Source organism: Mesorhizobium prunaredense (genome assembly GCF_900156895.1).
Classification (GTDB): Bacteria; Pseudomonadota; Alphaproteobacteria; order Rhizobiales; family Rhizobiaceae; genus Mesorhizobium; species Mesorhizobium prunaredense.
The window spans coordinates 43,140-61,374 of record NZ_FTPD01000021.1 but is presented as its reverse complement, the minus strand read 5'-3'; the positions used below and the strand labels follow the sequence as shown (position 1 = coordinate 61,374).

Here is an 18,235-nt window from a genome sequence, read left to right as displayed (position 1 = left end):
ACGGCGGAGATTTCGTGAGGTTCCTTAATGCATGTCGCCCAAAAGTGCGCAGCGGTTTTGGGACAACGACATGCATAAACAACAGCAATGCATGTCGCCCAAAAGTGCGCAGCGGTTTTGGGACAACGACATGCATAGACAACAGCAATGCATGTCGCCCAAAGCTGCGCAGCCGTCTTGGGCAACGACATCCCTAAAAACGAGAACCAAAAGCACGTCGCATCGAGCTCTTCAGACGTGACGCGCTTTAATGCTGGCCTTCGCGCACAAACACATGGGCTTCCTTGGCGGCCGCCGTAAATGCCCGCCGCGCACTGCCAACCGCCCGCCGCTGCTCCATCGCATCCATCATGGCTTTCAAGGCCGCGCGATATTTCGGCCCGCGCTTTTCGTTTGGCCATTTGTCGACCAGAAGCGAGGCCGCCTGGACCGTCCTCGTCACAGAAAGCGGCCGTCCCGTCCGTTCGCTCTCGATCGTCACCGGAACGTCGAATTGTTCATCACGCATTACCGCCACTCCTTGACACCAAGGACAGCAACGGCGCAGCCGGATTATTCGTTCCGATAGCGAATGGCGCGATCCATACCGATCACAATTCATGGTTACTGAATAGCTTACGTCGCCGGTGTCGTCCGGACAGTGCGCAAGCCAATTGCGGGCTGGGCGATGTGCACTAGCGGCACCGATGGTCGAACACGATCCCCATGGTCCTACCAATTGCGGTCATGACGATAAGCTCGACCAGTTGGTCGTCGCTGTCCGTACAAGCTGGGCCTGCCCGGCGGATGGTATCTATTGCGGCTCTGGTCGATATGGTGTCGCCGGCGCGGAATTTTGAAAGCGCAGATGAAACAAGTTCATGGGCCGGCAAGTCAACGACAGGCGGTCTCGAAACGATGTCCATTGGCCTCCTCCGCCATGAACTCTGCCACGAGAATAATACGCCGAATGGCGGTTTTCGCCAGCGAAATTGTGGTCCGACCAGAGGCCCAATCGGACACCAATCGGACTGGGACAGCTACCTTTTCGTAGGGCTCAGCGCGATGCTGCCGACTTCGATTTCTCCCGGCTCTTCGCAACTGGCTTGACCCTTATGCGCATCGCTCCACCCTCGGGATGATCGATCTCAAAGGCATTGGTCTTGCGCACGAGATCGCTCAGCTTGCGAAAGCCGAAGGTCCTGGGATCGAAGTCCGATGCCAGATTGGCGAGCTGATTGCCGACAATCCCGAGCGGCACCCAGCCGTCCTCGGTTCCCATCTGTGAAATGACCTTGGCGATGACCGGCGTCGCGGCGCTGGGCGGCTGCAAGGATTTCGTCGGCGCCGCATCCTGCGCGTTGGCTGGCGCAGTCGGAAGCAGGTTCTCGGTGTATACGAACCGGCGGCATGCCTGCCGGAAACTCTCCGGCGTCTTCTGCTCGCCAAATCCATAAACGTCGATTCCGTGCTCCCTGATGCGAGCGGCAAGGCGGGTGAAATCGCTGTCGGACGACACCAGGCAGAAGCCTTCGAACCGCCCGCTGTGGAGAAGGTCCATGGCGTCGATGACGAGCGTGATGTCTGATGCGTTCTTGCCGGTGGTGTAGGCGAATTGCTGCTGCGGGATGATCGCATGCTTCGAAAGCACATCGGCCCATGCCTTTGAGCGGGTGCTGGAGAAATCGCCGTAGATGCGACGAACGCTTGCCTCGCCGATCTTTGCGATCTCCTCGAACAAGCCATCGGCAATCTTGGCCGAGGTATTGTCCGCGTCGATCAGCACTGCAAGCCGTGGAGAACGTGGTTCGGTTGGCAAGGTGAGCCCCTGTTTTTGGCTGCGCACCAAGAGACATATGGTGCAGCGGCGCCATGCGAAACCTTTTTATCGAGATGCGAACGTCATCTACTTCTCCCGATACAAGATCATGCCGGCGTGGTGCAGCACGCCGTCGATGAACGTTCCGTCAGCGGTAAAGCCGGTGTCGTCCCAGTAGTCGATGTGATTTCCCCGGATCTCATAGCGCCCCTGGTATGCGCTGTCACGGCTTCCGCGCCCTTCGTCATAGCGACCATTTGGAAGCAAGTTGTGGCGGATATAGCCATCGGCCGTGACCCACATCCCGACATAGGGGTGGCTTGCCAAAGGTCGGATAGCGGAATTTTGCGAGTTCATCTGGGCGAGGCCTTTCTGTACGGATAAGCCAGCCGCGCCGGCAACAAGCACGGCAGCGGCAATTATGGAAATCTGTTTCATGGGACAGCTCCTCAGGGTTGTTTGCCGGGAGCGGCGCGACGTTCAGTGAACAGCTCGGAAAGCGTTTGCGATGCTGCGATCGCGCGCGGGAATCCGGCCGGGACCGTCACCATGTAGATGACTTCCTTCAGCTCTTCCTCGGACACGCCGATGTTGAGCGCATAACCGGCATGAATTCTCATGAAGGCAGTCTCACCCATGGCTGCGAACACCGCGACGGCGGCGAGTTGGCGTGTGCGGCCATCGAGCCCCGGGCGGGACCAGACGTCGCCGAGCGCAAAACCCTGGGTTGCTCCGGCCAGGAACGGAAACTCCTGTCTCATGCGTTCCAGCGCAGGCTGCGGAGCGCGATTGTTCAGGCTTCTGACGACGGCGTCGCCGCGTTGCAGCCGCTCTTCCATCGTCTGCGATCTGGCGGTTTGAGGAACCACGCCGAGCAGCAACGCGACGGCAATCGCGATGCACGAATTATCAAAACGAAAATCCATTCTTGCCTCCCTATTTGCTGGCTGTCGGCCGGATGACGATCTCGTTCACGTCGACATCGTCCGGCTGTTCGATGGCAAAGCGCACGGCACGGCCGATCGCCTCGGGCTGCAGCGCAATGGCGCGATAGGTCTTCATCGCTTCCACCGCGACAGGATCGGTGATCGTGTCGGCGAGCTCGCTCTCGACCACGCCGGGGTGGATGCAGGTGACGCGGATGTTGTCGTGCTCCTGCCGCAAGCCATCGGAGATGGCGCGGACCGCGTATTTGGTTGCGCAATAGACCGCGGCTGTCGGCGATACCGAAAGCGCGCCGATGGAGGCGATGTTGACGACATGGCCGGAGCCCCGGGACGTCATCTCCGGCAGCACGGCAGCGATGCCGTAGAGCACGCCCTTGATGTTGACGTCGACCATTCGGTCCCATTCATCGACCTTCATCGAGACCATCAGCGACAACGGCATGATGCCGGCATTGTTGACGATCACATCGACGCGCCCCCAGGCCTGGCGCGCCGCCTCGGCAAAGGCGGCGACATCGGCGCGGTCGGTCACGTCCAGGCGGCGTGTCATTGCCTCCCCGCCCTTTGCCCTGATCTCTTCTGCGAGGGCGTCCAGCCGATCGGTGCGGCGCGCCCCGAGCATAAGCTTTGCTCCGGCGGCACCGAGCTCCCGGCCGATGGCAGCGCCAATGCCGCTCGAAGCCCCGGTGATGAGCACGACTTTGTTGAGGGACATGTTTTTTCGTCTCCGTCTGGTTGCTGTTGCGAACCGCCATGCAGCGGTTGCCACGAAGATGGATCTGTTTCACTGTTGCGATAAGACGACCATTTGTTCACAGCGTCGAAAGCACAGCTAACCAATGCAGCCGGATCTCAATGCTCTTGCCGTCTTCGCCCTCATCGCCGAGGAGCGGAGCTTTCGCGCGGCTGCGGACCGGATGGGCGTCACCCGCTCGGCGGTGAGCCAGACGATGAAGCGGCTGGAAGAGACGCTCGGTATCGCGCTTGTCCAGCGCACGACGCGAAGCGTCAGCCTTACCGAGGCTGGCGAACGCCTCTACGCCGAGATAGCGCCCGCCATTGCCGACATGCGCGCCGCAATGGAGAGCACCGGGGACCTGCGCGGGCGTCCGCGCGGGCAGTTGCGGCTCGCCGTCTCGTCGATCGCCGAGCGCTTTCTTTCAGGGCCGTTCCTGGCGACCTTTGCCGAAGCCAATCGCGAGGTTCAGATCGACATCACGGTGACGGACGAGGAATTCGATATCGTCGCCGAGGGATACGATGCCGGCGTCAGGCTCGGCGAGGTGATCGAGCAGGACATGATCGCGGTGTCTGTCGCCGGTGACGAGCGGCAGCTGGCCGTCTGCGCGCCGGCCTATCGCGATCGGTTTGGCGAGCCTTCGCATCCGAAGGAACTCGTGGGCCATCGCTGCATTGGCTGGCGCCGCGCACCGAAGGTCGCGCCCTATCGCTGGGAATTCGCCGAGGACGGCAAGGAGTTCAGCGTCGCGGTGGCGCCCGAGATCACGACCAACGACATGGCGTTGATGATAAAGCTGGCCATTGCCGGCGCCGGCATCACTTTCGGCATGGAGGAAAGCTTTCGCCCGTGGATCGGTCGCGGCGAACTGGTGCCGGTTCTCGTCGACTATTGCCCGCGCTTTGCCGGCTTCTACCTGTATCATCCGAGCCGTCGCAACGTCGCGCCGAAGCTGCGCGCCCTTGTCGAACACTTGCGGCGTCCTGGCTAGCGTTTTCCACGCGGACGGTCGAACCGAAATCGCTTTCCGGCCGCCCGCTTTGGGACGGGAGTCCAGATCGTCAACTCCGCTGTGCGCACCGGAATCTCGATCTTGCAATTATATTAGCGTGAGCGCATGTTTCCATCAGCCGGCGCAAGCCGGTTAGGCCCGGCGGCCAGCCGGTCACCCCCAACAGGCTGCCGGGCCGCCAGCAACGGCTTGGGAGGACATGACTTCTCGGGAATACCTGCGGTTCCACGCTAAACGGCTCGATCACGCAAAGGGAGGACGAGATGAGACCGGTTAAGTCATTCGCATTTGCTGCTGTGCTGCTTCTTTCGTCTGCATTGTCTGCGGCCGCCCAGTCGGCTCGCGGGGACATCGAAGCGGCGCTGATGAAATTCACGGACGCCTTCAACAGCGGAAACGCGGCGGCGGTGGGTCAATTGTATACGGAGGACGCTGCGGTGCTGCCGCCCGACGGCAAGCGCGTCGATGGCCGCAAGGGCGTGGAAGAATTCTGGCAGGGCGCGATCAAAGGCGGGATGAAAAATCTCACCCTGAAGGCAGTGGAAGTGGAAGAGAGCGCGAACCTCGCCTACGAAGTTGGCGCATTTACGCTCGATGTGCCGAGCAAAGACGGCGCCCTCTCCACCCTTGCGGGCAAGTACATCGTCGTCTGGAAAAAGGGCGACGACGGGACATGGCGCCTGCATCGGGACATCTGGAATTTAGGTGCGGCCCAATAGGAATTGAAATCCAGGCCTCATTGACCGGCTTGGCGAATGGTGCGGCGGGTTTTTTGCGTTGGAACAAAGGCTTAGGTAGAAAGTTCGGCATTATTTCCTGTGCAGACATGCTGCGAGATCGGCTCGTCCCTCCGATCAGCCCGCGTCCTCTTCCCCACCACAGGGCGCGGGCTTTTCTGCCTATCGTACGGAAATAGCCAATGACCAGCCGGCGATCGGCGGCCCCAGGTCTGAGAGTTTGGTCATCATTGTGCCGGCAATGCCTTCGCGGCAGCGGTCAGGGTCGCCCGATCGTTGCCGTGCTTGCGGATCAGCTCGCGCACCTGCTCCGGCGTGATGTTGTTCTGCAGAGCGAAATAGTTCACTTCATAATCATCGTCCGCCGATATCTTGTTGCGGTCGCGAAAGTCGCGTTTGCTTTTGTCGTCTGCCATATCGCACGTCCTTTTAGAATCTTAGCATATTCACTATGGCTAATATACGCAGCTGACCTAAACTGGGTTCCATGCGTAGGCGGGCAGAGGCCGGCGCCGGCCGGCTAGAGTTCATTCCCCGATGGAGCCCAAGCTGGTGGCCATGCCGCCCGAGGATAACAACTGGATTCATGAGATCAAGCTGGATGGCTACCGCGACCAGATCATTATCAACGGCCCCGAGGATATCCGCGTCTATACCGAAACCGGTAAGGCCTGGACGCGTCGATATCTGGGCATCGTGGAAGCCGCGGGTGAGCTTGAGGTCAAGAACGCCATCATCGACGGCGAGGCGGTCGTCACCGACATGGCCGGCATGCCCGACTTCAACGCGCTCCAGAACGCCGTCCACAACAACCCCTACGGCATGTACTTGTGCGCATTCGACATTCTGCACCTGAACGGCCATGATCTGCGCGACATCGGCTGCAAGGCGCGCCGCGAAATTCCCAGCGGTATCATCAAGCCGCACAGCCGGATTCGGTTCAGCGAGGCCATGCCTGGTGACGCGCAGTCGCTCCTCTATCTCGTCGAGGAGGTCGAGCTTGAGGGAATTGTCTCGAAGCGCGCCGACAACAAATATTGCAGCGGCCTGACCTCGAACTGGCTGAAGACCAAGAGCTTCACGGTCGATGAATTCGAACTGTTGGGCGTCGAGCGCCAGCCCGGCGAGGCAGCCTTCGCCCTTTTGGCACAGCCCGGCACCGGGACATATGTCGGTTCCGCCCTGATCAGCGTGAGCCGCGACATGAAGGAGCGGCTGTTGAAGCGGGTTCGGGAGCACGCCGGGCCGCCGCCAGAGGCGATGAAGAAACGGCCGGGGACGCAATGGCTCAGGCCCGGGGTGAAGCTGCGCATCAAGCATCTTCACGGCGACCACAGCCAGATACGCAACGCGTCGCTGCTGGGTTTCGGCGACGAGGAATAGCGTCCTCTGGGCATCGGCTTAGTCGCTCGACGGTCTGGATGATCGCCAGGCAAGGTACGCGGCACTACCGGGGATGAAGACGCCGGCGAAACAGTGGCAAACCGGGGATGGTCGGCCGCGTGATGCACTTGCATGGGCAAGCAAGACCTGCCGCGTGCTTCGCCACAAGATTTTCGAGAGGGGAACACTAAAAGTTGGCCTTGCGTTGTTTCCCGCCGACGTCCTATCTAGCCCGAACTACTTTCAATCTCGGGGGGCGGGAATGAAACAGAATCAGGAAGGCAATCGGCGGTCATCCGTAGGCAGCGCATTGGCCATCGGGCTTTTGATATCGAGCATATCTCTGGCAGGGTGCACTACAGGCTCAACTAGCGGTGCGCATGGATGGCTTAGGAAGGGATATTTTGACGGGGTTACCGAAGCAATGTTTAAGAAAGGCATGATGCCCGTAGCGATCGACTGCCGGTTCGATAGCACAGCCCCGGGCAAAGCGGCCTATGGATCAAAAGTTACGTGGAAACCTGCCGCCCCCAGAGACATTCGCTGGGTAATGCATGTCGGCACTCCCGATTACGTTGCGAGCAGTGAAGCTAAATCACGCGCAATCGGCCTTCATCGCGTGTTTTCGAAAAGGGTTCGTGACAAAGCAACGGGTCAAGTAGTTCAGTGTTCGATCTCGACGGATTGATCCTCTCAGCGGTGCCGACCATCTGGAAGGGACTGGTCCCTACTGCCGACAGCGGCGGCGACGCGATTCAAGTTGAGCCATGCGTTCAATTTAGTCGCAGCGACAGCCGAGCAAAGATGGGGCAAAAAGTGCACTGTCACCGTAATTCCTCGTGGACGGGTTCGGGAAGTAGAGCAGCAAGACGGCTTCTTCGCTCGGCAGCACGCCGGCGGGGCACTTCTGTTCAATCGCCATGCGAACCAGTTTTGTGGGCCGCAAGGTTTGATTGGCGTTATTTTCGACAGTAAGCCGTGACCAGTTCGCCTTGATCACCTCGGTCGAACGCTACGACGATCAGCTAGGTTCCTTTTCCGAAATAGTTGAAATAGGCTACCGCACATCAGGGGGAAGATTTTGGGCTCATTCTATCGCCGTTGCACGTCCACGGTTATTGCAATCACGATCCTGGCCATCGGGGTTCTGCCCGCGGCGGCCGAAGACCTGAAACACGCAAACGATAAGCCGATGACTTTCAAAGTCTTCGATCACCCCCCCTGCAGTGCGTGTGTTGTGGTCTTTGCCAGCGGCGAGGTTGCCGACACGACGATCGAACGTTTCCAAGAGGCGCTCGACAGGCTGGAGAAGACCAGCGAGTGGTCACGCGCAAAGGCGAGAACGGGCACTGGACCGCAATTGATCCTGCTTCTCGATTCTCCCGGCGGCCTGGTCAACCCAGCCTTTTCCGTCTCGCGGCAGCTAAGGATAAATGGCGCCATGACCGCCGTGGCGCGGCCGTCTGTCACCTTCGAGACAGACGGGGCGCTCGACCCATCTTCATGCAACTCGGCTTGCGGCCTCATGCTTTTGGGCGGTAAAGTGCGGTTTTCGCGTTTACTATCCAATATTGGCCTCCACCAGATTCGTCCGGCGGTCGAGCAAAAGCTAAGCTATACCCGTGAAGAGGTTCTGCTCTACCTTACAGTTTTCAAAGAAAGTGCAGCTGCACTTTCCCGCCATCTCGTAGAGATGAATATAGACCCGAAGCTGCTGCTATATATAATGCAAGCCCCCGATGACGAGATGGGTTTTCTCGGCTATTCGGAAGCAAAATCGCTTGGAGTAATCGATGCCATAGCCGACTCTCTTAACGGTATACTTCATTATCCCTCATGAATTACGGTGACATTTTCACCTTTTTCTTTTCCCTGCCTGCCGCGTATCCCCATGTCGCGGCTTTTCCGGTGTTCGGCAATCCACTCCAAAAGTGCTTCGCTGCCCATCGGACGCACAAATGCCGACATCGGCGGCACCGCATTGCAAGTCGAGCCATGCGTTCAATTTACGCAAGGCGACAGCCGAGCAAACATGGCAAAACGTGCGCTGTCACCGCAATTCCATCTCTGACGCTGGCCACAGGCCACCACGTCTTCGTCATCCCAGGGCGGAGCAGGAGCGAAGCGACGTCGCGGAGACCCTGGGATCCATATGTGGACGGCGCCCCACCTGCAACGGTCGTTCTGGGGTGTTTTCGATCGCTTGCGTCCATATGTCCGGCCTTTGAATGCGGTCCTTGCGGCCGCTGGCCAAGGTGGGGTTCGCGACGCCCGTTCCAGTCATGCCAGCGGTTTCCGTTGGCCAATGGATCCCTCGGAGTTTCGCGCGCCACAGATCGATCGATCACGCCCATCTTCCGGTTGCGGCGAGGTGCGTAGCGTGGCCGATGGATTGGCTTGGCCTTTCGAGCAGAAAATCCTGTTTAAAAAGTTGCAGGATTATTCCAACAAACCCGGCCTCTACGACAAGGTCAGCTTCGAGTTCTCGAGGTCTTACAGCTTTGCTTCGGAATTCGACCGGAATGGACACAAGATTACGTTGCCGGATTTTCACCAGTAATCTTCCTCGAAGTAGACCCGACCTTGCTCCCTTCCCGGCTGAAGCACCTGATTTGAGCCGTGCCCGACCTCGGCATTGGGAGGAGACTTCTGAAGTCCGATCCCTCTCCGCCCCCAGATCGGTATTGATGTACCGACACCGGGTAGTCATACTTACGGGGCAAGTGAGGAGAAAACGAGCCACAATGCGTCTGCTGCCAAATCTGCTCTCCCGTTTTGTAAAAAACGGGCGCCTGACTGTCATATTCGAGGACGGTTTCAGGCAAGCCTTCGGCAGTGGACAGGATGGGCCCGACGTGACGATCCGCCTAACCGACAAAGCGGTCGAACGCGAGATCTTCTTCAATCCGGAACTGAAGGCGGCCGAAGCCTACATGGATGGCCGCTTGGTGATCGAGAACGGTGGCAAAGCACTTGACCTCTTGTCACTTTTTTCCGTCAACCGCACTGGGTTGGCAGCCCACCCTGTTCAGAAGGCGTTGCGGAAAGTCTGGCGTGCGTTGCGCCGGCGCCAGCAGAACAACAAGCTCGGTCTCGCCGCCAAAAACGTTCAGCATCACTACGACATCCCGACGAAATTTTATGAGCTATGGCTCGACGAGACAATGACCTATTCGTGCGCCTATTACACGGCACCGGACAACAGTCTGCAGCAAGCGCAGATGGACAAGCATCGCCACATTGCCGCGAAGCTCAAGCTAGAGCCGGGCATGCATGTGATGGAAATCGGCTCAGGCTGGGGCGCTCTCGCCATCTATCTCGCCAAGTATTGCGACGTGAAGGTCACGGCGATCAACGTTTCGACGGAGCAATTGGCGGCGTCTCGGCTTCGAGCGATCGAGGCCGGGGTCGCTCATCAGATCGATTTTCGCGAGGTCGACTATCGCGAGGTCAGCGGACAGTTCGACCGTGTTGTCTCGATCGGAATGATGGAGCACGTAGGCGTCGTTCATTTCGACAGCTATTTCACGATCATTGGTAGATTGTTGAAGGAGGGCGGCTTCGCATTGGTTCATGCGATCGGACGCATGTCACCGCCTGGTACGACGGCGCCGTTCATCCGCAAGTATATCTTTCCAGGTGGGTATGTGCCGGCTTTGTCAGAGGTGTTTGCCTCGTTGGAGCGCACGGGGATCTGGTGCGCCGACTGCGAAAATTTGCGGCTGCACTATTACTGGACGATCCACGATTGGCGTCTCGGTTATGAGGCCAGGCGCGAGGAGGCAGTCGCCATGATGGGCGAACGCTTCTGCCGTATGTGGGATTTCTATCTGGCGTCGGCCGAACTCGGCTTCCTAAACGGTTCAAATTTTGTCTTCCAGATACTGATCTCGACTCGCCGTGACGATGTCCCAGTCATCCGCGATTATATTGTCGAAGAAGAGCGACGCCTACTGAGCTCGATGCAGACGAGTGCGTAGTTTCGCTATCTACTCCAGTGGGCCCGGTCCGCTGGTTAGCTCGCCCTGCAGGACTCGGATGACATCATCCCGCCGGTCAATCTTCGTCCGACGGAAGCGCCAGTGCAACCAATCGACAAGTCCGCAGATCAAAGCGGTCGGCCACGAATGACAGCTTTGCGCCGCAATTTTGTCACTCAGACGAACAATTCTTTTCTCAAAAGCGGACATAGGCGCCGGCGACGTTGCTCTGGCGGCGATTGCTGCAGGCGGTGCAAGAACCACGAGCATTCTCAGGCCGGATTTTGGCGCCGTGAGCTGGCCACAGGGCGGTCAGAACGATCGTGGCGCCGACGCGTCCCGCCCCACTGCCGATGCCCCTGAGGTAACCCGCGCCATAGCTTCGCAGTTTCCATCAGGTGCTTGCGGAAAGACGCAACCACATCCATGTCGTCGCGGTTGATGGTCTAGCCAGTCTTTGTCGGCGCTGCACCGACAGGTCGTCGGTTGTTCATGATGTGATCAGCATGACGTCCGCGCTTACGCACCTCTGGTCAAGGAGTCACGCGATGGCCTGCAAGATCACCGACGATGTTATTAATGCGCTGCAGCACTGCAGGTTGAAGGCATATTTTCGATTGCGCGGTGAGGAAGGCGTCAAATGCGGCTATGAGAAGTTGCTGATTGAGCAACGCGCCGACGCACAGCGCAATGCAATTGAAAAGATCCGGCGCGAATATAAAGAAACCGAGGTCGCGACTGAACTCAATTTGTGCTTGACCAATCTTCGAAAAGGAGCTGCGTTTATTCTTTGCGCTCGTTTGGACGATGATCGCCATGAAGTCGTCTTCGATGGACTTCGCAAGACCAATGGGCACTCAACGCTCGGAGACTTCCAATATCAACCGGTGATGTTTTGCGCGGCGGGACGGGTTCGCGCTTCCGATCGCCAACAGCTTGCCGCGCGCGCCGTTCTTCTGGCGCGGGTTCAGGGGGCGTTTCCTAGTGGCGGGGCTGTCTATATTGGGCGCGACGGCAAGAAGACGGGCATTCGTTTCGGATCGACGCTGACGACTGCAGAAAACCTCCTCCGAGACGCCGAACGCTTGCAACGGGCGGAAGGCCCGCCGAAGCTGCTGTTGAATGACCATTGCCACATCTGTGAGTTCCGGGACCGCTGCCGTGATCAGGCCATCAGGGAAGACAATCTGAGCCTCCTGCGTGGTGTCGGCGAAAAGACAATCAAGCGATACGCTCGTAAGTGCGTACTCACGCTCACCCAGCTAGCACATACCTTTCGACCCCGTCGCCGAGGCAAGCGGGCCGATGCCCCGCTCAGATTGCGCGACCACGCGTTGCATGCACTGGCCATTCGCGACCAAACGATCTATGTGCTCGGTGCACCGAAACTTCCGGCCGCGTCCGTGCGGATCTACCTGGATATCGAGGGTGTTCCCGAAGAGGGCTTCACTTATCTGATTGGGCTCGTTATTTGCGATGGCGAACGCGTTGAACGCCACTCGTTATGGTCCGATGACCGGAAAGGCGAAGCCGAAATATTCGCCCGGTTTCTCACTATCGTTGGGCGTTATGACGCTCCGCGCATCTACTGTTACGGCAACTACGAAAGTAGCTTTATCGCGCGCATGCGGCGCCAAGCCCGACGCAAAAGGAGCATTGACGCTGTTTTAGCTATACTAACGAACGTGCTCACGGTCATCTATCCGCATTTCTATTTTCCCACTTATTCGAACGGTCTCAAGGAGGTTGCGGGCTGCTTGGGCTGTCGCTGGACCGAGCCGGACGCATCCGGCATTGAGAGCGTCGTCTGGCGCAAGAAATGGGAGAAGACCGGCGACGCGTGGTGGAAAACCAAGTTGATCGAGTACAATCTCGATGATTGCGAAGCGCTACGCAAAGTCAGTGCTTTTCTGAGTGAGCCGCTGACCGGCGGCACTGAGAGTAAATCTGGTATATTGCCGCGCGTGGCGACCGTGGCGCAACTCGATAATCTGGCGCGTACCGTGACTTGGTCACAGTTTACGCATGCCGATTTCGCGTTCATCAACAAGCGGGCCTATTTCGACTACCAGAAACGCCACGTATTCATTCGAACGAAACCAGTGCGGAGAACACGAGGCGGCAAGACACAGCGCCGAAAGTGGCAAAACCGCGACTTGCGGGCGACACACCGAATGGAAATCACGGCAACACGCTGTCCCTTCTGCAAAAGCAAGCACATTACATCCATTGACCCGAAGCAACGGCCGAAGGGATTGCAGACGAGGCGCAAGCGCGCCTTCGATCTCGTCATCACACCGGGAGCGATCCGCCGGAAGGTGATTGAGTTCAGAGCGGTCGCTTATCATTGCACAAATTGTGAACGATGCTTTACCCCCGAGCGCTACGAGCGTCTTGCGCGACACTTTCACAACTTCATGAGCTGGTTCGCTTATCAGCACATCACGCATCGACTCGGGGTCAAGTCTCTCGGTGCGCTATTCTATGAGATCTTCGGCATCCGGGTGAATTGGTGGGAGTTCCTAACCTTCCGGCATTTGCTCGTCCGTCGTTATCGCAAGACCTTCAATATGCTTCTCACGCAATTGATCACAGGGCCTGTGTTACATATTGACGAGACCGAGGTGAAATTAAAGGACGGTAGTGGTTACGTCTGGGTGTTCGCAAGTGAATCCGCTACCATCTACATTTTCCGACGCTCGCGCGAGGGAAATTTCCTGCGGAAGATGCTCAAAGACTTCAAGGGCGTGATAGTTACCGATTTTTATGCAGCCTACGACGGGCTCCCTTGTCTGCACCAGCGCTGTCTTATCCACTTGATGCGCGACATGAATCGCGCAATCCTCGACAATCCGTTCGATCAGGAGCTTCAGTCGATTACGGTGCCGTTTGGTGCCTTGTTGCGATCAATCGTCGTCACAGTCGATGAGCATGGCCTCAAGCGCACGTACCTAAGACGTCACGGGAGGGCTGTGGCGGCGTTCTTCGATGCGCTTGCGGAGCACACCTACGAATCCGATATCTCAAAAACTCTGCAGGAACGTCTGCTCCATAATCGCGACCGCCTGTTCACGTTCCTGCAACATGACGGTGTGTCGTGGAACAACAATCTGGCCGAGAACGCAATCAAACGCATCAGCGATTATCGGGAGGATGTCGGACGAAGCGTCAAAGAAGCAGGGCTTACAGAGCAGTTGGTATTGCTGAGCATTTATCAAACCTGCCGTGTGAGAGACCTAAGCTTTCTAAAATTCTTGCTGTCGCGAGAACACGATATGGATGCCTTTGCAGCGAGCAGGCACCGCCGGCGACGCCCCTCGCGCATTGAGCTCTATCCGAAGGGCTTTTTGCCATCCTCGATCCTATCACTTCGCCGAGAACGAGTTGCTCGGGTCAGCGACACAACAGCCCAGAAGCTAAGTGACCGCTTGGGAGGAAACGGATGATTTGATGCACTCTCCGCGTGTCTGGCTGTTGAAGGACCGTTCGATATCGCGGGCTGCCATTTGACCCGACGCACGTGATCGTCCGTTCCGGCATACAATTTCATCAGGCTGTCAGTCCGCTACCGAGCGCGGCGTCGGGCTGAATGTTCGTTTCCTAGATTGCCTGCTAGCCCGACCTACAGCTGGCACCAAGTACTTGGGTCGAATCCGGCCGAACGGTTGAAGCGGAACGAACGGCGGGTTTCCCGCTCCGTCGACTTCAGAGCGGTCAGATCGCTTCCGGCCCCATTAAAGACTTTCGGTGCTCCCGGCCAGCGTCACATTGTGCGACGACATCCAGCGGCGTCCAATTATATCGGATCGAAAATGTGGGGTGAAATGAGGGGTTCGGCGCTCGCTTCCAATAAAACTGCAGCTATTTCAATGAGCTAATAGCCGAGCTGGCGGAGAGAGCGGGATTAGACGCCAAACGGCCTTATCCCCTTGAAATCGTTGATTGTGCTTGATAATCCGGACCGGGAATTGGTCTAAATGGATGGTCTAAGCATGGCAGGTTTCAAGGGTCGGGCACGGCGGCACCTCTCGCTGAGGGGGCGGACGTGGTGGTTCAAGATGGCGATACCGGAAGCGGTTCGGCAGGAGTTCAAGGGACGCACGGCGATTGTGGAAAGCCTCGACACCGGGGACGTGCGAATTGCCATGGAAAGGCGGGACGCGAAAGAGCGGGCAGCCCTCGACCTATTCAAGGCCATCAAGGCCGGGGAAGCGGTGACAGCCGAGCAGATCGGCGCGACCTACCGAGGGGCCATCGTTCGGGAAGCGATCAAGGTACTTGAAGAGGCCGGCGACGAGGACGCGCTGCACGACGCTGTGAGCGCCGCCGAGGACGAGCGTGACCATTACCGGGGCAAGGAACGGAAGCTGTTCGATGCTGCCGTGTCTGGGAAGGTTCCCGTCGACCAGCACCTTGAGGCGTACCTGAAGGAGGCCAAGCTTGCCGACAAGACCACCGCTGAGTGGCGGGGGCTGGTCAAGCGGTTTGCCCGGTGGTGCGCCGAGAAGGCCCTCAGGCTTGCCGACATCGACCGCAGGAACGCGGGGCGGTACGTCTCTGAGGAGATCGCAGAGATGCACCCGAAGACGGCTAAGAAGCATCTGTCGGCGGTGCGGGGCTATTGGGACTATCTGGCGCGGCGGGGCCTCGTAGACACCGAGCAGAGTGGCAACCCATGGGACCGCCAGCTACAGCCTCAGCGGCGCAAGAAGGGCTCTGCCAGTAATGGCGAGGTCGAACGGGCATTCACCACGAAGGAATTGAATGCGGTCCTGTATGGCCGGCATCTGGACGGCGTTACGGCGCTGGAACCGGGGCAGTTCGACCACCAGCTACAGGACGCGGCGTTGATCTCGGCGCTGTCTGGAATGCGCCTGGAGGAGATCGTGACGCTACGGGTTGAGCAATGCGCCGGGGGCTGGTTCGACCTACGGGACGCGAAGACACAGGCCGGTGTGCGGCGGGTTCCAATTCATTCGGGGCTGGTCAAGCTGATCGCGGGAAGGTCGAAGGGCAAGCAGCCGGGGGACTGGCTGTTCCATGAGTTGGCCGACGAGCGGGACGCGGCAGCGGTGACGACCAAGCGGTTCACGCGCTACCGGGTGGCGTGTGGTGTCGACGACAAGCGGGACGGCAGGCGTAGGAGCTTGGTCAACTTCCATTCGTTCCGGCGCTGGTTCGTCTCTCAGGCGGAACAGGCGGGCATTCCTGAGACAACCGTGGCGGCTGTTGTCGGGCACGTCGAGGGGCGCAAGTCGATTACCTTCGGGGTCTACTCAGGAGGACCGAGTGATGCACAGAAGGTGGCATGTGTGAGGGCCGTGAGGTTACCAACGAGGACCACGCGGTTGGCGGCGTAGAACGCTACGGCGGACCTGAGGCGAGGCTTGATGCCACAACAAGGGCTCTGCGAAAGGCTCTTTGGGGCATCGCTTGAGGTGAGGGTTGAGGGCCGGTATCGGCATGACATGGGAGTGTGTTCTCCGCTCCACGCTGGTTGACCGCGTTGGAATGCCCATGCAACTTCCTGACGTCCTCTTTTGAAGAGCAACCGATGCCGCAACTCAAGACCGTCTTCATTTCCTACTCGTGGGACAGCGAGGACCACAAGGCATGGGTCAGGGCGCTCGCCGAGCGGCTGGTCGGGAACGGCGTGCATGTCCACCTTGACCAATGGGACGTGCGCTATGGCGAGAGCCTCACCCAATTCATGGACACCTGCCTGCCCGAGGGGGACTTCGTTCTGGTGATCTGCACGCCTGCTTACAAAGCGAAGGCTACGGTCCGGCAGGGCGGCGTGGGGTATGAAGCCCAAATCATCTCCGCGCGAATAGCGGCGTCGATTGCCCGACACAAGTTCGTCCCGGTGCTGCGAAGCGGGACCCTTGGCCCGGACGATCCTCACGCGGCGATACCGCCCTATCTCCAAGGTGTATTGGCTTTGGACATGCGCAATGATGGAGATTTCGAGGTGCAGTTCGAGAACCTCTTGCGGCATGTCTACGGTGTGCCGGCAATCGCCCGTCCCGAACTTGGCAGGCCACCAGCGTTTGTTGGTGATCCAACTTCCGATGCTCGAGATGCCTTGCCGAGGCTCGCTCATCTCGACGTTGAACATTGGCAACTTCAAAGTGGTATTGTCAGAAATGAACTCTATCCCGACACCTTCCACATCCCGGAGGAGGCACAGCGGCGAAACCTGAAAGTGGGGGACGTGGTCAAGGTCATGTTCGAGTACGCATACCCCGACGAATGGGACATAGAAGAGCGCATGGAGGGTGAGCGTATGTGGGTTAAGATCGTTGCAATCAAGGGCCCCTACTTCGTCGCCACGCTCGACAACACGCCGATTTGCACAGCGGACTGGCATGAGTTGGAGTGGGGCAGCGAAGTGGTCTTCTTGCCCGAACACGTGATCGAGATAGCTGACCAGTAGATGCCTTAGGGGTCGGAATGTTTGGCGGAAAAATCCGCGCGGGGGATCAGATAACTGGCTCGCGCGCAGACCCCCCGTACCCCCTTCGGTTCCCCACAGGCAGGCCCAAAGCGTCCCCCCAACTGTCAAACCATTGGTGAGCGGCGTGGGTAAACGCGTGTGAACAAAGGTGATCTTTTTCTCACAGAGCCGTTGACATGTGAACTTAGCGTGAGGTAATCGTTGTGAACATTGACTTTAAGGAGATAGTTCACATCATGGCAATCATTGGATACGCACGGGTCAGCACAACCGACCAGAACACGGCTGTTCAGATCGACCAGCTAAGGGCGGCAGGGGCGACGGACGACACCATCTTTCAAGACCGACTGTCGGGGCTGGACAATGATAGGCCGAAGCTGGCCGAGGCGCTGAGGTTCGTTCGGAAGGGCGACACGCTGGTGGTCAGTAAGGTCGACCGTCTGGCGAGATCGGCGGCGCACCTTCACCAGATCGTTGAAGACCTCGACAAGCGGGGTGTCGGGTTCCGGGTGCTGAACGACCCATCACTCGATACGACCAAGCCGCACGGCAAGCTGATGTTTGGCATCCTTGCCAGCATCGCGGAGTTTGAGACCGCCCTACGGAAGGAACGGCAGATGGAAGGCATCGCCAAGGCGAAGGCCCGAGGGGACCACCTTGGGCGGCCCAAGACGGTGACCGATGAGGTTGAACAACGGGTGCGCGACATGCGGGCCGAGGGTGCTTCGATCAGGGCGATTGCAGCGGCTATCGGCTACTCGACCGCGACGGTTCAGAAGATCATGAAAGGAGAATAGAGAAGGCGCTGGCGGTGTGGGGCATGTAGGAGCCCCGCCCGGTGTTATGGTATTACAGACAAAGCATACCACTAAGATAGGGAGGTCGTTCATTAGCGGTTGCCGAATAAGGCCCCCAATAGCTGAGAAGGCGATTATCGAGCCCACTTGGACTACGCAGGGCTTTCTCCCGAGAGAATGACCCACCCAATAGTTACGAAGGCGACCTCATACCCCACTGGCACTACGAAGGCGAATTGGGTGACCAATAGCACTACCCAACGCATTTCTCCCAAGCTGACCATCCTGTTGCAGACCTGACAGGCACCCTCGTTGCTCCTTCCGGGGGCGTTTGAAGGTGTCTCCGGGGTGGTCAGCTTTGGTGAGGTGCGAATGTTTGAGGGCG

18 protein-coding genes are annotated in these 18,235 nt (G+C 58.6%); 10 read left to right on the top strand and 8 right to left on the bottom strand.

What is annotated here, in order from left to right; genetic code table 11:
- Positions 1 to 247: 247 nt before the first annotated feature.
- The 6 genes from BQ8794_RS16630 to BQ8794_RS16605 all read right to left on the bottom strand — a co-directional run bounded on the left by BQ8794_RS16630 (position 248) and on the right by BQ8794_RS16605 (position 3,460).
- Positions 248 to 508: a DUF982 domain-containing protein gene (locus BQ8794_RS16630; RefSeq protein WP_167378769.1), complete on the bottom strand. Its 261-nt coding sequence runs from the start codon at positions 506 to 508 to the stop codon at positions 248 to 250.
- A gap of 166 nt (positions 509 to 674) precedes the next feature.
- Positions 675 to 905: a hypothetical protein gene (locus tag BQ8794_RS16625; protein ID WP_077379431.1), complete on the bottom strand. Its 231-nt coding sequence runs from the start codon at positions 903 to 905 to the stop codon at positions 675 to 677.
- Positions 906 to 1,036: 131 nt separating this feature from the next.
- Positions 1,037 to 1,798 carry an NYN domain-containing protein gene (locus tag BQ8794_RS16620; protein ID WP_077379520.1) on the bottom strand — a complete coding sequence of 254 codons (762 nt, stop codon included), beginning with the start codon at positions 1,796 to 1,798 and terminating at the stop codon, positions 1,037 to 1,039.
- 87 nt (positions 1,799 to 1,885) lie between these two features.
- On the bottom strand, positions 1,886 to 2,155 hold the full coding sequence (locus BQ8794_RS16615; protein ID WP_244555006.1) for an Atu4866 domain-containing protein: 270 nt from the start codon (positions 2,153 to 2,155) through the stop codon (positions 1,886 to 1,888).
- A gap of 92 nt (positions 2,156 to 2,247) precedes the next feature.
- Positions 2,248 to 2,637, bottom strand: coding sequence for a carboxymuconolactone decarboxylase family protein (locus BQ8794_RS16610; protein WP_244555005.1), 390 nt, complete (start codon positions 2,635 to 2,637; stop codon positions 2,248 to 2,250).
- 97 nt (positions 2,638 to 2,734) lie between these two features.
- Positions 2,735 to 3,460, bottom strand: a complete 726-nt coding sequence (locus BQ8794_RS16605; RefSeq protein ID WP_077379426.1) for an SDR family oxidoreductase — start codon at positions 3,458 to 3,460, stop codon at positions 2,735 to 2,737.
- Between the two features lie 124 nt (positions 3,461 to 3,584).
- Between BQ8794_RS16605 and BQ8794_RS16600 the strand changes: the two genes are divergently transcribed.
- Together BQ8794_RS16600 and BQ8794_RS16595 are read left to right on the top strand one after the other, a co-directional pair.
- Positions 3,585 to 4,475 carry a LysR family transcriptional regulator gene (locus tag BQ8794_RS16600; RefSeq protein ID WP_077379424.1) on the top strand — a complete coding sequence of 297 codons (891 nt, stop codon included), beginning with the start codon at positions 3,585 to 3,587 and terminating at the stop codon, positions 4,473 to 4,475.
- Between the two features lie 284 nt (positions 4,476 to 4,759).
- Positions 4,760 to 5,215, top strand: coding sequence for a YybH family protein (locus BQ8794_RS16595; RefSeq protein ID WP_077379422.1), 456 nt, complete (start codon positions 4,760 to 4,762; stop codon positions 5,213 to 5,215).
- Positions 5,216 to 5,460: 245 nt separating this feature from the next.
- Here the strand turns inward: BQ8794_RS16595 and BQ8794_RS16590 are convergent, their stop codons facing one another.
- Entirely contained in the window at positions 5,461 to 5,649 is a 189-nt protein-coding gene (locus BQ8794_RS16590; RefSeq protein ID WP_077379420.1) for a DUF3606 domain-containing protein, read from the bottom strand.
- 142 nt (positions 5,650 to 5,791) lie between these two features.
- On the opposite strand from BQ8794_RS16590, the gene BQ8794_RS16585 reads away from it, so the two are divergent.
- Entirely contained in the window at positions 5,792 to 6,616 is an 825-nt protein-coding gene (locus tag BQ8794_RS16585) for an ATP-dependent DNA ligase (protein WP_244555004.1), read from the top strand.
- Between the two features lie 1,081 nt (positions 6,617 to 7,697).
- Positions 7,698 to 8,456, top strand: coding sequence for a hypothetical protein (locus BQ8794_RS16580; protein WP_077379416.1), 759 nt, complete (start codon positions 7,698 to 7,700; stop codon positions 8,454 to 8,456).
- Here BQ8794_RS16580 and BQ8794_RS35670 read toward each other — a convergent pair.
- Positions 8,444 to 8,584, bottom strand: coding sequence for a hypothetical protein (locus BQ8794_RS35670; protein ID WP_167378768.1), 141 nt, complete (start codon positions 8,582 to 8,584; stop codon positions 8,444 to 8,446). The genes BQ8794_RS16580 and BQ8794_RS35670 overlap by 13 nt on opposite strands.
- A gap of 184 nt (positions 8,585 to 8,768) precedes the next feature.
- Between BQ8794_RS35670 and BQ8794_RS34820 the strand changes: the two genes are divergently transcribed.
- The 6 genes from BQ8794_RS34820 to BQ8794_RS16545 all read left to right on the top strand — a co-directional run bounded on the left by BQ8794_RS34820 (position 8,769) and on the right by BQ8794_RS16545 (position 17,850).
- Complete coding sequence (locus BQ8794_RS34820; protein ID WP_143744593.1) at positions 8,769 to 9,176, top strand: hypothetical protein; 408 nt, start codon at positions 8,769 to 8,771, stop codon at positions 9,174 to 9,176.
- Positions 9,177 to 9,360: 184 nt separating this feature from the next.
- Positions 9,361 to 10,596, top strand: coding sequence for an SAM-dependent methyltransferase (locus BQ8794_RS16565; RefSeq protein ID WP_077379410.1), 1,236 nt, complete (start codon positions 9,361 to 9,363; stop codon positions 10,594 to 10,596).
- 548 nt (positions 10,597 to 11,144) lie between these two features.
- Positions 11,145 to 14,042 carry a TM0106 family RecB-like putative nuclease gene (locus BQ8794_RS16560; protein ID WP_167378767.1) on the top strand — a complete coding sequence of 966 codons (2,898 nt, stop codon included), beginning with the start codon at positions 11,145 to 11,147 and terminating at the stop codon, positions 14,040 to 14,042.
- 546 nt (positions 14,043 to 14,588) lie between these two features.
- Positions 14,589 to 15,956 (top strand): site-specific integrase, encoded by a 1,368-nt coding sequence (locus BQ8794_RS16555; protein ID WP_167378766.1) that lies wholly within the window; start codon positions 14,589 to 14,591, stop codon positions 15,954 to 15,956.
- Positions 15,957 to 16,150: 194 nt separating this feature from the next.
- The gene (locus tag BQ8794_RS16550) at positions 16,151 to 17,032 is read left to right on the top strand and encodes a toll/interleukin-1 receptor domain-containing protein (RefSeq protein WP_077379404.1); all 882 of its coding nucleotides are present in this window, start codon (positions 16,151 to 16,153) and stop codon (positions 17,030 to 17,032) included.
- A 257-nt stretch (positions 17,033 to 17,289) separates the two neighbouring features.
- Positions 17,290 to 17,850 (top strand): recombinase family protein, encoded by a 561-nt coding sequence (locus BQ8794_RS16545; protein WP_077379519.1) that lies wholly within the window; start codon positions 17,290 to 17,292, stop codon positions 17,848 to 17,850.
- Positions 17,851 to 18,235 lie beyond the last annotated feature (385 nt).